The organism is Streptomyces sp. NPDC085900 (assembly GCF_044540925.1).
GTDB classification, from domain to species: domain Bacteria; phylum Actinomycetota; class Actinomycetes; order Streptomycetales; family Streptomycetaceae; genus Streptomyces; species Streptomyces gilvifuscus.
Map to the genome: position 1 here is coordinate 62,546 of NZ_JBITSP010000018.1, position 18,128 is coordinate 80,673.

The window sequence follows — 18,128 nt, forward strand, 5'->3', positions numbered from 1 at the left end:
GGGAGCCATTTCCTGATGCCCTGTGAACGTTTCGTTATGGCTGTGTTTTTGCGGGGCGGGGCGCCATGGGTCGCCTACGCGCGGTAAGTTTCTGGCCATGCCACGTGGACGTCACCGCCATTCCCCGCCTCTGCACAGGCTGTTGCCTCCGTCGGCGATAGCAGGCGTCTCCCTTGTCTGCGCCTTCGGTCCCTGGGTCTTCTCCTCGCCGGCCGCGCTCCGTGTCGTCGCCGCGTTCGCCGCCGCCACGGCGGTCGTCGGCGCGGCCGTCATGCGCCGCTGGGACGCGCAGGCCGGCAAACAGGTCGCCGACCTCACGCGCGCGCGTGCGAGCGACGAGTGGCGGCACGAGGAGCGGGTCGCGGAGCTGGAGGCCGACCTCGACGAGTCGCGCGAGCTGCGCACCAAGCTGGAGCAGCGGCTGCGCGCCAAACGGGCGGAACTGGCGGGCCTGCGCAACGAACACGCGGCCCTGCTGCGGCGGTACGCCACGGCGGAGACCGAGCGCGCGAGCGCCCTGGAGGGCCGCCGGCTGCTCGAGATAGAGGCCGGGGAGCCCACCCCCACGCGCGCGTTGCCGCCGGTGCCGGCGCAGGGGGCGAAGTCCCCGAAGGACGCCGAGGCTGTGGCTGCCTCTGCGGCCGACGGCGAGGCCGCGGCCGACGCGGAAGACAAGGCTGACGGCAAGGCGGACGGCAAGAAGGCTGACGGCAAGGTGGAGACTTCCGCCGTCTTCTCGCCCGAGGGGTCGCAGTTGTTCCTTCGGGCGAAGGCGGCGCTGGAGAAGTTCGACGAGGACTCCGAGGACGACTTCGGGGACGACTTCGAAGAGGGCTTCGAGGAGGACGAGGGCTTCGCGGGGGACGGTGACGGTTCTCCTGAGGGTGACGCCGGTGTGAGCGGTGAGGGCGGTGCCGAGGACGGCACCGGACCTGAGGACGACGGTTCCCCGCAGGGGGACGGCCCCGGGAAGGGTGACGGTCCCGGGAAGGGTGTCGGTCCGGGGACGACCAAGGCCGCGAAGGGCGGGCCGGTGCGGGCCAAGGCCGGCACCGAGGCCCACGCGGCCGAGGCCGCCGCGAAGGGCGCCGCCGAGCCGGTCGCCACGGTGACCGGGGCCGCCGAGGACGACACGGAGGCCGCGGCGCAGGAGGACGAGGCGCAGGGGCAGCCCGAGGCGGTCGACGAGCATGAGCGCGCGGCCGCCACCACTCCGGCCCGGACGCCCGCGCCCTCCGCCCAGCAGCCCTCCGGGCACTTCGTCGAGCCGACCGCGGTGGCCGTCGTGCCGGCCGCGCCCGTGCGGCGCCCCTCGGTCGAGGGCGGGTTCGACTTCTTCGGCACCAAGAAGGAGTCGTCGTCCGGCGACCTGGAGTCCGTGCAGAACGAGGACCTCGCCGACGTGGTCGGCCAGGAGGCCCTCGCTCTCCACAAGGCCGAGGCCGAGGCGGACTTCAAGCCCGCCGACGAGGAGTCGCGCGGTGTCGGCCAGGTGATCGACCTGACGGCACACGACGAGACGGAACAGATCGACCTGCAGGGGCTGCGGAGCGTACGGAGCGCGGTTTCCTAGACGCTCGGCCTCGCGGCGGAGACTCGGCGCGGCAGCGGCCCGGGCTGGGATCAGACCACCCGGGCGCCGATCAGGCCATCCACCGGTCCGGCGCCGGTCAGGCCATCCACCGGTCCGGCAGGGCGTCACGCCGTCCCGTCCGTGACCGCTCCGCCTGCGCCCGCAGCAGCTCCGCCGCTTCCTGGGCGTCCCTCAGCCGGGCCGTGACGGACTTGTTGGCCCCGGTGTCCACGTGCACGTCCGCGAGCCGCCACAGCCGCTTCCAGGGCCCTTGCGTCAGCCGCACGCTCTGCACCTTCGCATGCGGTACGAGCGTCAGGCGCCGTCGCAGCAGGCCGTGCCGAGAGGCGAACACCGCCTCGGTGACGGCCAGTCCGTGACCGCGCCACCACACCGGCACGCACCGCCAGGCCCGGCGCGGCGGCCGCGACAGCGCCGCGGCCGCGGGCACGCTCACCCCGGGCAGCACGCGCGCGACGACGTCCTCGGCGAGCTCGCGCGGAGCGACCGGCACGAGCACCGAGTTGGACGACCCGGCCACGTCCAGCTCCACCCGGACCCAGCGGCGCCGCCGCCACAGCAGCGGCTCCACGATCCGCACGGCCTGCACCCGCCCGGGCGGCACCGTCTCGTGCGTCCGGTCCAGCAGTCCGTGGTCGATGCGCAGCCCGTCCGGCGACTCGCCCACCGTCCAGTCGTACTCGCCGACGAAGCGCCCCACGCTGCTCGTGGCGGCCGCGCCGAGCAAGGGCACGCCGGTCGCGAGGACCGTCCACACGCTGTGGGTGGCCAGCCACAGCACGGGCGGTACGACGAGGGCGGCGGCCAGGGCGCCCCAGGTGGAGCCCGTCAGCAGGAGGGAGATCGCGAGCTGGAACGGGGGAGTGCGCAGCAGCTCGCGCGCCGGCGCTTCTCCGACCTCATGCGCCGTCTCTGGCGCGAAACCGGCGGCGCGCGCCAGGAGTTCCGCGCGGAGCGCACGCGCCTCACCCTCCCCGAGAAAGGCGAGTTCGTCCTTCTTGTCGGCCCCTATGACGTCGAGTTTCAGCTTCGCGACGCCCGCCACGCGCGCGAGGAGCGGCTGGGTGACGTCGATGGCCTGGACGCGCTCGAGCCGGATGTGCGCGGTGCGCCGGAACAACAGCCCCGTCCTGATGCGCAGTTCGCTCTCCGTCACGGCGAAGTGCGTGAACCACCAGCTGAGGAAGCCGTACAGGGCGGCGGTCGGCACCAGGACGGCGAGCGCGATCAGCAGGGTCATGGTCGTCAGCCTGGTCAGTTGGCGCTGCGCCTGGTCGGGGTCGTGCAGGGCCCACCCGATGACCACCGCGACCGGTGCCCAGGCCCGCCTGAGGGGCGTCACGGGATGCAGCCGCCGCTCGGCGACCGGCTTCTTCTCCCGTACGGCGTCGTCGACGTCCTGCGTGGTCACAGGCCCGCCGATCGTGCCTCGCCGAGCTCGGTGAGCCGGTCGCGCAGACGTTCCGCCTCCGCCGGTTCGAGCCCCGGGATGGTCGCGTCGGTCGCCGCGGCCGCCGTGTGCAGTTGCACGCTGGCCAGCCCGAAGTGCCGCTCGACCGGCCCGGAGGTCACCTCCACCAGCTGCATGCGCCCGTACGGCACGACGGTCTCCTCGCGCCACAGCACGCCCCGGCTGATCAGCAGGTCGTCGGCGCGTTCGGCGTACCGCCAGGAGCGCCAGTTGCGGCCGAGGAGCACCCAGCCCCAGGCCATCAGCGCGAGCGGCAGCAGGGCGAAGGCCGCCCAGGCCGGCCCGGCGAACAGGTTCAGCAGCACCCCCAGGACGAGGGCGATCAGCCCCAGCCACACCACCAGCAGCAGGCGCCGCATCCGCAGCAGGCCGGGCGGCAGTCCGCGCCACACCGGCTCCGTCGTCCCGTCCCCCCGCGTGCCCGCGTCCCGCGGGCTCCCCGTTTCCATACGGCCAGCGTACGTAGGAGAGACTGTGTCCATGACTCCCACGACGGAGACCATGGTCGGAATCGGCGGCGCCGCGGAGAGCACCGACATGGTGCTCAACATCGGACCGCAGCACCCGTCCACGCACGGCGTGCTGCGTCTGCGGCTGGTGCTGGACGGCGAGCGGATCACGCACGCGGAGCCGGTGATCGGCTACATGCACCGCGGTGCGGAGAAGCTCTTCGAGGCGCGCGACTACCGCCAGATCATCATGCTCGCCAACCGCCACGACTGGCTGTCGGCCTTCTCGAACGAGCTGGGTGTCGTCCTCGCCGTCGAGCGCATGCTCGGCATGGAGGTGCCCACGCGCGCGGTGTGGACGCGCACCCTGCTCGCGGAGCTGAACCGGGTGCTCAACCACCTGATGTTCCTCGGCTCCTATCCGCTGGAGCTCGGCGGCATCACACCGGTCTTCTACGCGTTCCGGGAGCGCGAGGTCCTCCAGAACGTCATGGAGGAGGTCTCCGGCGGCCGGATGCACTACATGTTCAACCGCGTCGGCGGCCTGAAGGAGGACCTGCCGGCGGGCTGGGCCGCACGCGCGCGTGCCGCCGTCGCCGACGTGCGCTCGCGCATGGACCGCTTCGACGACCTGGTGCTCGGCAACGAGATCTTCCGTGGGCGCACGCGCGGCGTGGGGCCGCTCGCCCCCGAAGCGGTGCACGCCTACGGCGTGAGCGGGCCGATCGCGCGCGCCTCGGGCGTGGACTTCGACCTGCGCCGCGACGAGCCGTACCTCGCCTACGGCGAGCTGCAGGACACCCTCAGGGTCGTCACCCGGCAGGAGGGCGACTGCCTCGCCCGCTTCGAGGTGCTCCTGGAGCAGACCCACAACTCCCTCGACCTCGCCGACGCCTGCCTCGACCGGCTCGCCGAGCTCCCGCCCGGGCCGATCAACCAACGGCTCCCGAAGGTCCTCAAGGCGCCCGAGGGCCACACCTACGCCTGGACCGAGAACCCCCTCGGCATCAACGGCTACTACCTCGTCAGCAAGGGCGAGAAGACCCCGTACCGGCTGAAGCTCCGCTCCGCGTCGTACAACAACATCCAGGCCCTCGTGGAGCTGCTGCCGGGGACGCTGGTCGCGGACATGGTGGCGATCCTGGGGTCGCTGTTCTTCGTGGTCGGGGACATCGACAAGTAGCGGTCGCGGGGCCGGGGTGGTCTCGGGGCCGGGCTGCTCGTGGGGGCGGGCCGGTCGCCGGGCCGGGCCGGTGGGTGCGGCGGTCGGTCGGTCAGTCGATCGGCGCGGCCGGGATGCCCACCGGCTGCAGCAGCCAGCCGAAGTCGCCGAGGCCGCCGGGAGCGGTGAGTTCGGCTGCCTCGCCGGCGCTCGCGAGGGCGCGTACGTAGGCCGCGGGTTGCGTGGACGCCAGTGTGAGCGGGGGGCGTGCGCCGGTGATGCCGAGGGCGCGCAGGGCGTCGCGCTGGCGCAGGAGGAGCGCGCGGGGGACGGTATGCGCCGCTGAGTGCGCCGTGCGCGCCTCTCGGTTTTCCATATCGCGCGCCGTGTGCGCCGCTCCGCCCCCGGTTTCGCGCGCCGTGCGCGCCCCCACCGTCGCCTCTCCGCGAGCCGCGCACGCGTCCAGCGCGACGTGCGCCGTGATGTCGCACGACCCGTCCGGCACGGGCGCCGTCTCGCGCCCCGCGCGAAACCCGGTGAGCGTCCCGAACAGGGGGCGCGCGCCCGCGGTGTGTGCGTAGTCCACGGCGACCGCGAGCCCCCGGTCGACCGCGGCGACCGCCCCGGCCCAGGCCTCGTCCCGTGGAAGCCCGATCTCGGCCCTCAGCCCTTCCTCGCCGCCCGAGGACCCGGCCTTGCCGCCCCCGGGCGTCCCCGCCCCACCACTCAGCGGCCACCACAGGGCCAGCCACTCCGCCTCGGCCCCGTCGACTCGCTCTCCGAGGCGTTCGGTCCCGTCCCGGCGTACGAGGACCCGGCGCGGCACGCCGTCGGCGTCCACCTCGGCGACGTCGAGCGGCACGTTGTCGAGCCACTCGTTGGCGAACAGCAGTCCGGTGACGCCGTGCGGCGGCTCGGGGAGCCACTGCACGCGTTCGTCCAGGCCGGCGGGGCGGTCGGCGACTTCGACGGCGTACACGCGCGTGCGTGCGGCCACGTCGGCGGGCAGGGCGGCCAGGACGCCGGCGGCCAGTTCCCCGCGCCCCGCCGCCATGTCGACGAAGTCCAGGCGGGCGGGCCGGTCCAGAGCCTCGTCGACCCGGCACAGCAGCCTCGCCACGGCCCCGGCGAACAGCGGCGAGGCGTGGACGGACGTACGGAAGTGCCCGGCCGGTCCCTCGGGCCGGCGGTAGAAGCCCTCCGGCCCGTACAGGGCCGCCTCCGTCGCCGCCCGCCAGCCGTGCCACTCGCCCGCCGCCTCTTCCGTCACCGGCCCAGGCTAAGCGCACAGGCGAACGGAGCCTCCACCTTGCGGAGTACGCGCGCCCGACGCGGATCGGCCCTCCGGTTGACCCCTGCACGCATCTCGCTTCCCTACGCTGGGTTACGTGCAGCGCCTCTATGACTTCCTCCGCAGACACCCGACCGGGGTCGACACCTTCTGGGCCGTCTTCGTGTTCGGGATCTCGCTGGTCAGCGAGGCCGGCCATGGGGACACCCGGGGGACGCTGTCGCCGGCCCTGATCGTTCCGATCTCGCTGCTCCTGTGCCTGGTGATCGCCCTGCGGCGGCGCATGCCGGAGAAGATGCTGCTGCTGACCATCGGCCTCGGCGTCGCGCAGCTCGCGCTGAACGTCGCGACGATGGTCGCCGACTTCGCAATGCTGGTGATCGTCTACACGGTGGCCGTGATGGGTGCCCGCTGGGCCTCCCGGATCGGGTTGGCCGTGGGCCTGTCCGCCGCGACGGCGGCGGAGATCCGCTGGCCGGTGGAGCACTCGAGCACCCTGGGCCATGTCGCGGTGGTGGTCTTCCAGACGGTGCCGTTCGCGCTCGCTTGGGTGCTCGGCGACTCGATCCGCACCCGGCGCGCCTACTTCGCGCAGCTGGAGGAGCGCAACGCCCGGCTGGAGAAGGAGCGCGAGGCGCAGGCCAAGGTCGCGGTGGCGGCCGAACGCGCCCGGATCGCGCGCGAGCTGCACGACGTGGTCGCGCACAACGTGTCGGTGATGGTGGTGCAGGCCGACGGCGCCGCCTACGTCCTCGACACCGCCCCCGACCAGGCGAAGAAGGCCCTGGAGACCATCTCCACCACCGGTCGCCAGGCGCTCGCCGAGATGCGCCGCCTGCTGGGCGTGCTGCGCACCGGCGAGCACAAGGAGGTCGGTGAGTACGTCCCGCAGCCCGACGTCGAGCAGATCGACGAGCTGATCGAGCAGTGCCGCACCTCCGGCCTGCCCGTGGACTTCAAGGTGGAGGGCACCCCGCGCCCGCTGCCCAGCGGCGTGGAGCTGACGGCGTACCGCATCGTCCAGGAGGCGCTGACCAACACCCGCAAACACGGCGGGCCCAACGCGGGCGCGAGCGTGCGGCTGGTGTACTTCGACGACGGCCTGGGACTCCTCGTGGAGGACGACGGCAAGGGCGCCCCGCACGAGCTGTACGAGGAGGGCGGCGCCGACGGACAGGGGCACGGCCTGATCGGGATGCGCGAGCGGGTCGGTATGGTCGGCGGCACCCTGGACGCGGGCCCGCGCCCGGGCGGCGGATTCCGCATCAGTGCCCTGCTGCCGCTGAAGTCCGCGCACTGACATGCGCATACGCACCCCGTTGACACCTGTAACGCCCATGGAACGACCCAGCCGAAGCGAACGGAAGAGGCCCCGATGACGATCCGCGTGATGCTCGTGGACGACCAGGTGCTGCTGCGCACCGGGTTCCGGATGGTGCTCGCCGCGCAGCCGGACATGGAGGTCGTCGCGGAGGCGGGGGACGGTGTCGAGGCGCTTCAGGTGCTGCGTTCGACGGCCGTGGACGTCGTCCTGATGGACGTCCGGATGCCCAAGCTCGACGGTGTGGAGACCACCCGCCGTATCTGCCAGGAGGAGAACCCGCCGAAGGTGCTGATCCTGACGACCTTCGACCTCGACGAGTACGCCTTCTCCGGGCTGAAGGCGGGCGCCTCCGGGTTCATGCTCAAGGACGTGCCGCCCGCTGAGCTCCTGCACGCCATCCGTGCCGTGCACAGCGGCGACGCGGTGGTGGCGCCGTCGACCACGCGCCGGCTGCTCGACCGGTTCGCGCCGATGCTGCCGAGCGCCGGCAAGGAGCCCCAGCACAAGGAGCTGGAGCGGCTCACCGACCGCGAGCGCGAGGTGATGGTGCTGGTCGCGCAGGGGCTGTCGAACGGTGAGATCGCGGCCCGGCTCGTGCTGTCGGAGGCGACGGTGAAGACCCATGTCGGCCGCATACTGACCAAGTTGGGGCTCAGGGACCGGGTCCAGGTGGTGGTGCTGGCGTACGAGACGGGGCTGGTGCGCGCGGGTGGGCACGGGTGATCCACGGGAGCGTGATCCTCGCGTGACCGGCGGCCACTAGGGTCTGCGCATGCTCCTGTGGATCAACGGCCCTTTCGGGGGCGGCAAGACCCAGACCGCGCATGAGATCCAGCGGCGCCTGCGGGGCAGCGTCATCTGCGACCCCGAGCACGCCGGTTTCGGTCTGCGCCGGATGCTCCCGCCCGAACTGCGCGGCGATTTCCAGGACTTGAAGGCCTGGCGGCAGGGTGTGGTGGAGGTACTGGACCTCGCCCTCACCCAGCACGAGGGTGTCGTCATCGCTCCCATGACGGTCACGGACTCCGGTCACTTCGAGGAGACCGTGGGTCGATTGCGCGAACTCGGCCACGACGTACGGCACTTCACGCTGCTGGCCCAGCGCGAGACCGTACTCAAGCGGCTGCGTGAGCGCGGCCTGGGGCACCTCTTTCAGTTCCTCGGCGGGAAGAACGCAGGTCTGGGGCGGGAGACCTGGGCCGTGCGGCAGCTCGACCACTGTCTGGAGCGGCTGCAGGAACCGCAGTTCGCCGAGCACCTGTGGACGGACCAGTCGACCGTCCCGAAGACGGCGGACCGTATCGCCGTGCTCGCGGGGCTGACGCTGCGGCCCAACAACGAGGGCGTCCTGCGCACGAGGATGCGGCAGGCCCGGGTGGGCGTCCGGCACATCCGGTTCGACTGACGGGTCGCGCGGGGAGCGTCCGCCCTCTGGACTACCTGAGCACGCCTTCCAGGAAGTCGCTGCCCAGACGGGCCACCACCGTCACGTCCAGCTGGTGCTGGACGTACCGTCCGCGGCGGCGGGTGGTGATCAGGCCCGCCTTCTTCAGGACGCCAAGGTGCCGGGATATCTCGGGGGCCGACATGCCGTGTATCTGCGCCAGCTCGCTCGTCGCGAACGCGCTGCGGGCGAGGCTGCGGCACAGTCTCATCCGCACGGGGTGGGACAGCGCGGTCATCCGCAGGGTGAGCTGCTCCACGGAGGGTGGGGCGGCGAGTTCGGGGGAGCCGACCGGGTAGTGGAGCACCGGCTGCCAGCCGTACCGGTGCAGGACCATCAGGTGCGGCCAGCCCAGGCTCGTCGGCACCAGGAGCAGATCGCGGCCCGCCGTGGCCGTACGGCCGCTGCCCAGTTTGTCGATCGTGATCAGGCCGGCCGTCTCGTCCACGGTCACGGCCGGGGAGACCGAGGTCAGCGCCTCGGTGAGACCCCTGCGGCGCAGCAGATCCGTCTTGTGGCGTGCGTCGGCCGTGAGTTGGTGGCGCAGCCGGGACCAGGTCTCCGCGAAGAACGCCTCGTCGCAGTCCTGCAGGAACTGCCTGAGCCAGGCCCGGATGCGGGGCGGGTCGGTCAGCAGCCGTTCGCCGAACCGCAGTTGCTGCGGGCCGCGCGCGGCGGCCAGCTCCAGAGCGCGGCGGCGCAGATCCGCGTCGGAGAGCGGCCCGGGGCCCGGCACGCCGTAGGGGAGGGCGCAGGAGAACTCCAGTGCCGCGTCCACGAACTGCTCGTCCGACAGCTTGTCCAGCAGGTCCAGTTCCTCGGCGAGGGTCGCGCCGGGGAGGGCGCCCGGGATGCCCGCGTACGGCAGGAAGAGGTCCGAGAACGTCGTCCGCCACAGGAAGTCCGCCTCGCACAACCGGTCGGCCAGGTGCGAGTCCAGCCGGGCGGTCACGCCGGTCACCCAGCCCTGCAGCCCGGGGTGGTGGCCCGGCTCGGACAGCGCGTGCAGCGCCATGCAGAGCTCGGCCAGGGGTGAGGGGACGACGGCGACCCTCTCCGGCCGCAGCCCCGCGATGTCGATGCGCACGCTCATGACCTCATGGTGCACCCCGCCACTGACAACGCCGACCCCGATTGACGGGGCCCGTCAATCGGCACGACTTCCCGGCCGGCGCGGCGCAGCCTGGGACTCCGGGGCAGCCGCGGAGCCCACGAATTCCCGTCTCCACGTCCCGAGAGGGCCATCGGCCATGAGCATCACGCAGCAGTACTTCCTCGACGCCTACCGCGCCCGGCAGGCCGGCGAGCCCGCCCCGCCCGCGCCGGGCGTGAACGACTGGCAGGTCGTGCGCGAGTGGCGCGACGAGCGCGAATTCCGCGCCGTCGTCGCCGGCCGCCCGGCCCACGGGCCGATGCGGCTGGCCCTGGGCCGGTGGCTGCATCGGCGGCAGCGCTCTACCTGCTGACGCCTCCGGTCGTACCGGCCGTGCCCGCCTCGCCGGTCTCCTCGGTGAGGCGGGAGACGAACTCCGCGACCGCCGCCCGCACATCGTCGGCCGTCCACTCCAGGGCCTCGGCGCGGACGCTCACCTCGGTGGCGGCGACGCCTGGGCCCCTCTCGGCCCAGGCGTTGGCGAAGAGAACGGTCCCCGTCTCCTCGCCCTGCCGGATCGCCGCCTCCGAGAGCACGTCGACGTCGTACGGCAGCCAGACCTGGAACTCGTGCGTGTGCGGTGTTCCAGGGTGCACGCGCGCCCACGGAACGCCGGCCGCCGCGAGCCCCTCGCGGATCGCGGCGGCCACCACGCGCGCGTGGGCGACGTATTCGGGCAGCCGGGGCAGCTCGCGCTCCAGTCCGGCGAGGGCCGACAGCACGGTCGGGAACTGCTGGAAGATCTGGCCGCCGTAGCGGTGCCGCCAGGCCTTCGCCTCCTCGACCAGAGGCTTCGGGCCGGCGAGGGCGGCACCGCCGTAGCCGCCGAGGGACTTGTAGAACGACACGTAGACGCTGTCGGCCAGGGACGCGATCTCATGCAGGGGGCGGCCGAAGTGCGCGGTGGTCTCCCACAGGCGCGCGCCGTCGAAGTGCACCACCGCGTCGCGCTCGCGCGCGGCGTCCACGACCGCGGTGAGCTCCTCCCAGGAGGGCAGCACGAAACCGGCGTCCCTGAGGGGCAGTTCGAGCATCAGCGCTCCGAAGGGCTCGTCGAAGTCGCGTACCTCGTCGGCGGTGGGGAGCCGCGGCTCGCTCGTCACCCGCACCGGGCGCAGTCCGCTGACCCGGCTGAACGCGTCGCGTTCGTGCACCTCGGGGTGGGCGAGGGCGTGCAGGGCGACCGTCGGGTCGCCGGTGCGGCCCGCCCAGCAGCGCAGGGCCACCTGCTGGGCCATCGTGCCCGTCGGGAAGAACGCGGCGGCCTCCATGCCGAGCAGCCCGGCGACCTTCGTCTCCAGTGCCTCGACGACGCCGTCGCCGTAGATGTCCGACGGCTGGTCGAGGTCGTGGACGTCGCCCACGCCGTCCAGCAGCGCCAGGCGCTCCCGGAGCGTGTTGAGGTGACCGGGGCGCCCGAGCACGCGCCGCGCGCCCCGCAGCGCGCTGATGCGCCGTGCGCGCCGGCGCCTGGCCCGCTCCTCCTCGGAAACCGGGTCCTCCTCGGAAATGGAGTCCTCCTCGTGCACCGACTCCTCCTCGTGCACCCGCTTGTCCTCGGACACGGGCTCCCTCCCGGGCACCCGCTCCTCCTCGGACTCCGGCTCCCCCGCCCGCCCGTCCTGCTCCACCGCATCGCTCATGGCCCGGATCATGCCCGTCCCCGCTCCGTGCGAGCACCCGGATTTCCACGGGCGTTCGGGCCGGGCGAACAACGTGCGATAACCCACAGCCTGTGGACAACCGGACGCCCCTCGAACCGATCGCGTTAACATGACGAGAAATCGTCCGGTACCCGGAGCGGACTGGAACGGGAAGGCCGCCGTCGCGTGAGTACAAGCCAACAGCCAGACCCCAGGGACCGCCCCGCGCGGCTCACCGTCGGCGTCGTCGGCGCCGGTCGTGTGGGCCCCGCACTCGCCGCGTCCCTCCAGCTCGCCGGACACCGCCCGGTCGCCGTCTCCGGAGTCTCCGACGTCTCCCGCAGGCGCGCCGCCGAGATGCTGCCCGACGTGCCCCTCGTCCCGCCCGCCGAGGTGCTGCAGCGTGCCGACCTGGTCCTGCTGACCGTGCCGGACGACGCCCTGCCCGGCCTGGTGGAGGGCCTCGCCGAGACCGGGGCCGTGCGGCCCGGGCAGCTGCTCGTGCACACCTCCGGGCGCTACGGCGCGAAGGTGCTGGACCCCGCCTTGCGCGCGGGCGCGCTGCCGCTGGCCCTGCACCCGGCGATGACGTTCACCGGCACCCCCGTGGACGTGCAGCGGCTCGCCGGATGCTCCTTCGGGGTCACGGCGCCGGAGGAGCTGCGGCTGGCCGCCGAGGCCCTCGTCATCGAGATGGGCGGCGAACCGGAGTGGATCGCCGAGGAGATGCGCCCGCTCTACCACGCCGCGCTCGCCCTGGGGGCCAACCACCTGGTCACGCTGGTCGCGCAGTCCATGGAGCTGCTGCGGGAGGCAGGGGTATCGGCCCCCGACCGGATGCTCGGCCCGCTGCTCGGCGCCGCCCTCGACAACGCCCTGCGCTCCGGTGACGCGGCCCTGACCGGCCCGGTCGCGCGCGGGGACGCCGGCACGGTCGCCGCCCATGTCGCGGAGCTGCGCAGGTACGCCCCGCAGACCGTCGCCGGCTATCTGGCGATGGCCCGCGCGACCGCCGACCGGGCACTCGCCCACGGCCTGCTCAAGCCGGAGCTCGCCGAGGACCTCCTCGGGGTACTCGCCACCGGGACCGACGGCGCCGAGGGAGACGCCCGATGACCACCACCCTGCTGCGCACCGCCGAAGAACTGCACGCACGCACGCGTACCGGCCGTCGCGCCGTCGTGATGACCATGGGCGCCCTGCACGAGGGGCACGCCACCCTGATCCGCACCGCGCGCGAGATCGCCGGGCCGGACGGCCAGGTCGTCGTCACCGTCTTCGTCAACCCGCTGCAGTTCGGCGCGGGCGAGGACCTGGACCGCTATCCGCGCACCCTGGACGCCGACGTGAAGCTCGCCGGGCTGTCCGGCGCGGACGTCGTGTTCGCGCCCTCCGTGGACGAGGTCTACCCGGGCGGCGAGCCCCAGGTGCGCGTCAGCGCCGGCCCGATGGGGGAGCGCCTGGAGGGTGCCTCCCGCCCCGGCCACTTCGACGGCATGCTCACCGTCGTCGCCAAGCTGCTGCACCTCACCCGCCCGGACGTCGCCCTGTACGGGCAGAAGGACGCCCAGCAGCTCGCCCTGATCCGCCGTATGGCGCGCGACCTGAACTTCGGCGTCGAGATCGTCGGCGTCCCCACGGTGCGCGAGGAGGACGGCCTCGCGCTCTCCAGCCGCAACCGCTATCTCTCGCCCGCGGAACGGCGCACGGCGCTCAACCTCTCCCGCGCGCTGTTCGCCGGCCGCGACCGGCACGCGGCGCAGGAGGCGCTGCGCGCGCGGGCGCTGGCGGCACCCGCCACGCACGCGCGGGCCGAAGCGCTCAGCGCCCTCGGGGAGTCCCGGGCGGCCGCCGACGCGCACGCCGTCGCCAAGTCCCGTCCCGCCACCGCCCTCGGCGAGGACGCCTCGCGCCGCACCTTCCACGGCGCCCCCTCCGCCGTACGCGCCGCGGCCCGTCAGGTCCTCGACGACGCCGCGCGCCTGTCGCCGCCGCTCCAGCTGGACTACCTCGCCCTGGTCGACCCCGCCGACTTCACCGAGATCGGGGACGACTTCACCGGCGAGGCCGTGCTTGCCGTCGCCGCCCGGGTCGGGACGACCCGGCTGATCGACAACCTTCCTCTCACCTTCGGAGCCGCCTCGTGACCAGCACAGGCATACGACTGCACGCGCCCGCACCGGGCTGGGCCATCTCCGCCGACGTCGTGGTCGTCGGCTCCGGAGTCGCCGGCCTGACCGCCGCGCTGCGCTGCGAGGCCGCCGGTCTGAACACGGTCGTGGTCACCAAGGCCCGCCTCGACGACGGCTCCACCCGCTGGGCGCAGGGCGGCGTCGCCGCGGCCCTGGGCGAGGGCGACACCCCCGAACAGCACCTGGAAGACACCCTGGTGGCCGGCGCCGGCCTGTGCGACGAGGAGGCCGTGCGCATCCTCGTCACCGAGGGCCCCGACGCCGTGCGCCGCCTCATCGCCACCGGTGCGCACTTCGACGAGTCCGAAGAGGGCGATCTGCAGCTCACCCGCGAGGGCGGCCACCACCGCCGCCGTATCGCGCACGCGGGCGGTGACGCGACCGGCGCGGAGATCTCCCGGGCGCTGGTGGAGGCGGTACGCGCGCGCGGGCTGCGCACCGTCGAGAACGCGCTCGTGCTGGACCTGCTGACGGACGCCGACGGCCGTACGGCGGGTGTGAGCCTGCACGTCATGGGCGAGGGTCAGCACGACGGCGTGGGCGCCGTGCACGCCCCCGCGGTCGTCCTCGCGACCGGCGGCATGGGACAGGTGTTCTCCGCCACCACCAACCCGTCGGTGTCCACCGGTGACGGCGTGGCGCTCGCCCTGCGCGCCGGCGCGGAGGTCTCCGACCTGGAGTTCGTGCAGTTCCACCCGACCGTGCTGTTCCTCGGCCCGGACGCCGAGGGCCAGCAGCCGCTGGTCTCCGAGGCGGTACGCGGCGAGGGCGCCCACCTGGTCGACGCCGACGGTGTGCGGTTCATGGTCGGACAGCACGAACTCGCCGAGCTCGCGCCCCGGGACATCGTCGCCAAGGGCATCATGCGCCGCATGCAGGAGCAGGACGCCGAGCACATGTTCCTCGACGCCCGGCACTTCGGCGCCGACATGTGGGAGCAGCGCTTCCCGACGATCCTGGCCGCCTGCCGCGCCAACGGCATCGACCCGGTCACCGAGCCCATCCCGATCGCCCCGGCCGCCCACTACGCCTCCGGAGGCGTCCGCACGGACTCCCAGGGCCGCACCACCGTCCCGGGCCTGTACGCGTGCGGCGAGGTCGCCTGCACCGGCGTGCACGGCGCCAACCGGCTGGCGTCCAACTCCCTCCTGGAGGGCCTCGTCTACGCCGAGCGCATCGCGGCCGACATCGCGGCGGTGCACGCGGCCGACGGCCTCCACGCGCGCGTGCCCGAACCGGTCGAGCACCCGGACAGGCCCGCGCACCCGCTCCTCGCCCCCGAGGACCGCTTCGCGATCCAGCGGATCATGGCCGACGGAGCGGGCGTCCTGCGCTCGGCGCAGTCCCTGCAGAAGGCCGCCGACGAGCTCCAGCGGCTGCACGCGGACGCCCGCGACGCCCTCGACGAGAACGGCAAGACCTCCGAGCCGGGCGTCGACACCTGGGAGGCCACCAACCTCCTGTGCGTCGCCCGTGTCCTGGTCACCGCGGCCCGCCTGCGCGAGGAGACGCGGGGCTGCCACTGGCGCGAGGACCACGCCGAGCGCGACGACGCGGCATGGCGCCGCCACATCGTCGTACGGCTGAATCCGGACCGCACACTCGCCGTAGACACCACCGATAGCCCAGACTTCCCCCCTACCCGGCCGACTCGGCAGCCCCGGCAGCGCCTTCAGGAGCAGTGACAGAAGTGAGCACCCCCGACCTCCCCCTCGCGTCCAACGGCGGCTGCGGTGACGGCTGCGCCTGTGGCGCGGGCGCCGACGCGGACGCGGAATACCTGGAGTGCGGGCTCGACCCCGCGCTCGCCCAACTCCTGGCCGACGCCGGTCTCGACCCCGTCGAGGTCGAGGACATCGCCAATGTCGCCATCCAGGAGGACCTCGACCACGGCGTGGACGTGACCACCGTCGCGACGATCCCCGAGGACGCCGTGGCCACCGGCGACTTCACCGCGCGCGAGGCGGGCGTCGTGGCCGGCCTCAGGGTCGCCGAAGCGGTGCTGTCCGTGGTGTGCACGGACGAGTTCGAGGTCGAGCGGCACGTGGAGGACGGCGAGCGGGTGGAGGCCGGGCAGAAGCTGCTGTCGGTCACCACGCGCACGCGTGACCTCCTCACCGCCGAGCGCAGCGCGCTCAACCTCCTGTGCCGCCTGTCCGGCATCGCGACCGCCACGCGCGCGTGGGCGGACGTGCTGGAGGGCACCAAGGCCCGGGTCCGTGACACCCGCAAGACGACGCCGGGGCTCAGGTCCCTGGAGAAGTTCGCCGTCCGCTGCGGCGGTGGCGTCAACCACCGGATGTCGCTGTCCGACGCGGCCCTGGTCAAGGACAACCACGTGGTCGCCGCCGGTGGTGTCGCGCAGGCCTTCAAGGCCGTGCGGGAGGCCTTCCCGGACCTGCCGATCGAGGTCGAGGTCGACACGCTGCACCAGCTGCGCGAGGCGGTCGACGCGGGAGCCGACCTGATCCTGCTGGACAACTTCACGCCCGGCGAGTGCGAGGAGGCCGTCGCCCTCGTGCACGGGCGGGCCGCGCTGGAGGCCTCGGGACGGCTCGCGCTGGACAACGCGCGCGCGTACGCGGCCACCGGCGTGGACTACCTCGCCGTAGGAGCGCTCACCCACTCCTCCCCGATCCTGGACATCGGTCTCGACCTGCGAGCGGCGGAGTAGGTACGGGCCATGCTGCTGACGATCGACGTGGGCAACACCCACACCGTCCTGGGCCTCTTCGACGGGGAGGACATCGTCGAGCACTGGCGCATCTCCACGGAGGCGCGCCGCACGGCGGACGAACTGGCGGTGCTGCTGCAGGGCCTGATGGGGATGCACCCGCTGCTCGGTGACGAGCTGGGCGACGGCATCGACGGCATCGCCATCTGCGCGACCGTCCCCTCCGTGCTGCACGAACTGCGAGAGGTGACCCGGCGCTACTACGGGGACGTGCCCGCCGTGCTCGTCGAGCCCGGCGTCAAGACCGGTGTGCCGATCCTCACCGACAACCCCAAGGAGGTCGGCGCCGACCGGATCATCAACGCCGTCGCGGCCGTCGAGCTCTACGGCGGTCCCGCGATCGTCGTCGACTTCGGTACGGCGACGACCTTCGACGCGGTCTCCGCGCGCGGGGAGTACGTCGGCGGGGTCATCGCCCCCGGTATCGAGATCTCCGTCGAGGCGCTCGGCGTCCGGGGCGCTCAGCTGCGCAAGATCGAGGTGGCGCGGCCCCGCAGCGTGATCGGCAAGAACACGGTCGAGGCGATGCAGTCCGGCATCATCTACGGGTTCGCCGGTCAGGTCGACGGAGTGGTGGGCCGGATGGCGCGCGAGCTCGCGGACGACCCGGACGAGGTGACGGTGATCGCGACGGGTGGACTGGCGCCGATGGTGCTCGGGGAGTCGTCCGTGATCGACGAGCACGAGCCGTGGCTGACGTTGATCGGACTGCGCCTGGTGTACGAGCGGAACGTGTCGCGGATGTGAGGACGGGCGGGGCGGCCGGGCGAGGGCACGGCTGAGTCCGGCGGGTGCCGCGCGCCCAGCGCGGTGCTCGCCGTCGGGGGCGAGCGGCCCCGCACGGCAACCGGGTGGCTCTCGTACGCCACACCGGACCTTTATGTCGAATTTGTCTGATTAGCGCGTATCGTCGCCGCATGCCCACGCCATACGGATCCCGAGGCGGCATGGCGTTCGGCGTGGAGGAGCTGCGTGTGCTCCGTCGCGCCCTCGCCCTCGCCCTCCACCCCAGCCCTGCCTCGGCCGAGGACGTCCAGGACTGCCTCCGCCTCGCCGAGTCCCTCGACGAGGCGATGCGCGAGGGCGCCCGGCTGCGGGCCTTCCTGGTGGCCGACCTCGCCCGCTACCGCGCCGCCCTGCCCGGAACCGCCGTCGGCTATCTGGCACTGCTGGAGGAGACGCTGGGGACCGGGTACCGGCCTGGCCCCGACGACCTGGCCGCGCTCAGGGCGCTGCGGGGCAACTCGGTCGCGGCCGCTCTGCTGGGGCGCTGTCAGGTGCTCGCGGAGCAGGACGTGCGCGCCCGCCTGGCGCGCGCCACGGCCCGTCCGGCAGCCGCGGCCGTCCCCGCCTCCCGTACCCGCCTGACGGCGCTCCCCGGGGGCCTCTCGGGCGTTCTGGAGGGCGCGAGGACGGATTCCTGCGGCGAAGCCGGCCCGGACCCCGCGCGAAAGCCCGAGAAGAAACCCGCGGAGAAGCCGGCGCCTGCCAAGCCCGCCCCCGCTCCCGCTCCCGCACCGGCCGATCCCAAGCCGGGCCGCCCCATCCCCACCCCCGGCGAGGTCTTCCCCCGCCGCAGGCCGACCCCGCCGCCCACCTCGGCAACCCCGCCCCCGCAGCTCGCCGTGGGCTGAGACGACAGGGCCTGCCCGGCCGACACCCGCCCCCGCC

The 18,128-nt window shown here is 73.4% G+C and carries 17 protein-coding genes; 12 read left to right on the forward strand and 5 right to left on the reverse strand.

Annotated elements, in window-relative coordinates; genetic code table 11:
- The first annotated feature begins 97 nt into the window (after positions 1–97).
- Positions 98–1,573 carry a hypothetical protein gene (locus ACIGDI_RS40495; protein ID WP_399907478.1) on the forward strand — a complete coding sequence of 492 codons (1,476 nt, stop codon included), beginning with the start codon at positions 98–100 and terminating at the stop codon, positions 1,571–1,573.
- A 97-nt stretch (positions 1,574–1,670) separates the two neighbouring features.
- On the opposite strand, the gene ACIGDI_RS40500 is transcribed toward ACIGDI_RS40495, so the two are convergent.
- Both ACIGDI_RS40500 and ACIGDI_RS40505 read right to left on the reverse strand, forming a co-directional pair.
- Positions 1,671–3,005 carry a PH domain-containing protein gene (locus tag ACIGDI_RS40500; RefSeq protein WP_399907480.1) on the reverse strand — a complete coding sequence of 445 codons (1,335 nt, stop codon included), beginning with the start codon at positions 3,003–3,005 and terminating at the stop codon, positions 1,671–1,673.
- Entirely contained in the window at positions 3,002–3,514 is a 513-nt protein-coding gene (locus ACIGDI_RS40505) for a PH domain-containing protein (RefSeq protein WP_399907482.1), read from the reverse strand. Before ACIGDI_RS40505 ends, ACIGDI_RS40500 begins: the two co-directional genes overlap by 4 nt.
- Positions 3,515–3,545: 31 nt before the next feature.
- Between ACIGDI_RS40505 and ACIGDI_RS40510 the strand changes: the two genes are divergently transcribed.
- Positions 3,546–4,697, forward strand: a complete 1,152-nt coding sequence (locus ACIGDI_RS40510; RefSeq protein ID WP_399907484.1) for an NADH-quinone oxidoreductase subunit D — start codon at positions 3,546–3,548, stop codon at positions 4,695–4,697.
- Positions 4,698–4,788: 91 nt separating this feature from the next.
- On the opposite strand, the gene ACIGDI_RS40515 is transcribed toward ACIGDI_RS40510, so the two are convergent.
- Positions 4,789–5,946 (reverse strand): SAM-dependent methyltransferase, encoded by a 1,158-nt coding sequence (locus ACIGDI_RS40515; RefSeq protein ID WP_399907486.1) that lies wholly within the window; start codon positions 5,944–5,946, stop codon positions 4,789–4,791.
- Positions 5,947–6,064: 118 nt separating this feature from the next.
- Here ACIGDI_RS40515 and ACIGDI_RS40520 point away from each other — a divergent pair, with 118 nt between their 5' ends.
- The 3 genes from ACIGDI_RS40520 (at position 6,065) to ACIGDI_RS40530 (ending at position 8,696) form a co-directional block, all read left to right on the forward strand.
- Positions 6,065–7,267, forward strand: a complete 1,203-nt coding sequence (locus tag ACIGDI_RS40520) for a sensor histidine kinase (protein WP_399907488.1) — start codon at positions 6,065–6,067, stop codon at positions 7,265–7,267.
- A gap of 75 nt (positions 7,268–7,342) precedes the next feature.
- Complete coding sequence (locus ACIGDI_RS40525; RefSeq protein WP_200699812.1) at positions 7,343–8,014, forward strand: response regulator transcription factor; 672 nt, start codon at positions 7,343–7,345, stop codon at positions 8,012–8,014.
- 49 nt (positions 8,015–8,063) lie between these two features.
- On the forward strand, positions 8,064–8,696 hold the full coding sequence (locus tag ACIGDI_RS40530; RefSeq protein ID WP_399907490.1) for an AAA family ATPase: 633 nt from the start codon (positions 8,064–8,066) through the stop codon (positions 8,694–8,696).
- Between the two features lie 31 nt (positions 8,697–8,727).
- Here the strand turns inward: ACIGDI_RS40530 and ACIGDI_RS40535 are convergent, their stop codons facing one another.
- Positions 8,728–9,828, reverse strand: a complete 1,101-nt coding sequence (locus ACIGDI_RS40535) for a DUF5937 family protein (RefSeq protein ID WP_399907492.1) — start codon at positions 9,826–9,828, stop codon at positions 8,728–8,730.
- A 157-nt stretch (positions 9,829–9,985) separates the two neighbouring features.
- On the opposite strand from ACIGDI_RS40535, the gene ACIGDI_RS40540 reads away from it, so the two are divergent.
- Complete coding sequence (locus tag ACIGDI_RS40540; protein ID WP_399907494.1) at positions 9,986–10,201, forward strand: hypothetical protein; 216 nt, start codon at positions 9,986–9,988, stop codon at positions 10,199–10,201.
- Here ACIGDI_RS40540 and ACIGDI_RS40545 read toward each other — a convergent pair.
- Positions 10,191–11,531 (reverse strand): threonine aldolase family protein, encoded by a 1,341-nt coding sequence (locus tag ACIGDI_RS40545; protein WP_399907495.1) that lies wholly within the window; start codon positions 11,529–11,531, stop codon positions 10,191–10,193. The genes ACIGDI_RS40540 and ACIGDI_RS40545 overlap by 11 nt on opposite strands.
- A gap of 186 nt (positions 11,532–11,717) precedes the next feature.
- On the opposite strand from ACIGDI_RS40545, the gene ACIGDI_RS40550 reads away from it, so the two are divergent.
- The 6 genes from ACIGDI_RS40550 to ACIGDI_RS40575 all read left to right on the forward strand — a co-directional run bounded on the left by ACIGDI_RS40550 (position 11,718) and on the right by ACIGDI_RS40575 (position 18,091).
- Complete coding sequence (locus ACIGDI_RS40550; RefSeq protein WP_399907497.1) at positions 11,718–12,647, forward strand: Rossmann-like and DUF2520 domain-containing protein; 930 nt, start codon at positions 11,718–11,720, stop codon at positions 12,645–12,647.
- Positions 12,644–13,678 (forward strand): pantoate--beta-alanine ligase, encoded by a 1,035-nt coding sequence (gene panC / locus ACIGDI_RS40555; protein ID WP_399907499.1) that lies wholly within the window; start codon positions 12,644–12,646, stop codon positions 13,676–13,678. The genes ACIGDI_RS40550 and panC overlap by 4 nt, the downstream gene beginning before the upstream one ends.
- Positions 13,675–15,408, forward strand: coding sequence for an L-aspartate oxidase (locus ACIGDI_RS40560; RefSeq protein WP_399907501.1), 1,734 nt, complete (start codon positions 13,675–13,677; stop codon positions 15,406–15,408). The genes panC and ACIGDI_RS40560 overlap by 4 nt, the downstream gene beginning before the upstream one ends.
- Before the next feature lie 5 nt (positions 15,409–15,413).
- Entirely contained in the window at positions 15,414–16,397 is a 984-nt protein-coding gene (gene nadC / locus ACIGDI_RS40565; RefSeq protein WP_399907503.1) for a carboxylating nicotinate-nucleotide diphosphorylase, read from the forward strand.
- 9 nt (positions 16,398–16,406) lie between these two features.
- Positions 16,407–17,204 carry a type III pantothenate kinase gene (locus ACIGDI_RS40570; protein WP_399907505.1) on the forward strand — a complete coding sequence of 266 codons (798 nt, stop codon included), beginning with the start codon at positions 16,407–16,409 and terminating at the stop codon, positions 17,202–17,204.
- 200 nt (positions 17,205–17,404) lie between these two features.
- The gene (locus ACIGDI_RS40575; protein WP_399907561.1) at positions 17,405–18,091 is read left to right on the forward strand and encodes a hypothetical protein; all 687 of its coding nucleotides are present in this window, start codon (positions 17,405–17,407) and stop codon (positions 18,089–18,091) included.
- Positions 18,092–18,128: the final 37 nt, after the last annotated feature.

Coding starts and splice junctions, on each gene's coding strand:
- ACIGDI_RS40495 (WP_399907478.1), top strand. CDS start 98: ATGCCACGTGGACGTCACCGCCATTCCCCGCCTCTGCACAGGCTGTTG.
- ACIGDI_RS40505 (WP_399907482.1), bottom strand. CDS start 3,514: ATGGAAACGGGGAGCCCGCGGGACGCGGGCACGCGGGGGGACGGGACG.
- ACIGDI_RS40510 (WP_399907484.1), top strand. CDS start 3,546: ATGACTCCCACGACGGAGACCATGGTCGGAATCGGCGGCGCCGCGGAG.
- ACIGDI_RS40525 (WP_200699812.1), top strand. CDS start 7,343: ATGACGATCCGCGTGATGCTCGTGGACGACCAGGTGCTGCTGCGCACC.
- ACIGDI_RS40530 (WP_399907490.1), top strand. CDS start 8,064: ATGCTCCTGTGGATCAACGGCCCTTTCGGGGGCGGCAAGACCCAGACC.
- ACIGDI_RS40535 (WP_399907492.1), bottom strand. CDS start 9,828: ATGAGCGTGCGCATCGACATCGCGGGGCTGCGGCCGGAGAGGGTCGCC.
- ACIGDI_RS40540 (WP_399907494.1), top strand. CDS start 9,986: ATGAGCATCACGCAGCAGTACTTCCTCGACGCCTACCGCGCCCGGCAG.
- ACIGDI_RS40545 (WP_399907495.1), bottom strand. CDS start 11,531: ATGAGCGATGCGGTGGAGCAGGACGGGCGGGCGGGGGAGCCGGAGTCC.
- panC (WP_399907499.1), top strand. CDS start 12,644: ATGACCACCACCCTGCTGCGCACCGCCGAAGAACTGCACGCACGCACG.
- ACIGDI_RS40570 (WP_399907505.1), top strand. CDS start 16,407: ATGCTGCTGACGATCGACGTGGGCAACACCCACACCGTCCTGGGCCTC.
- ACIGDI_RS40575 (WP_399907561.1), top strand. CDS start 17,405: ATGGCGTTCGGCGTGGAGGAGCTGCGTGTGCTCCGTCGCGCCCTCGCC.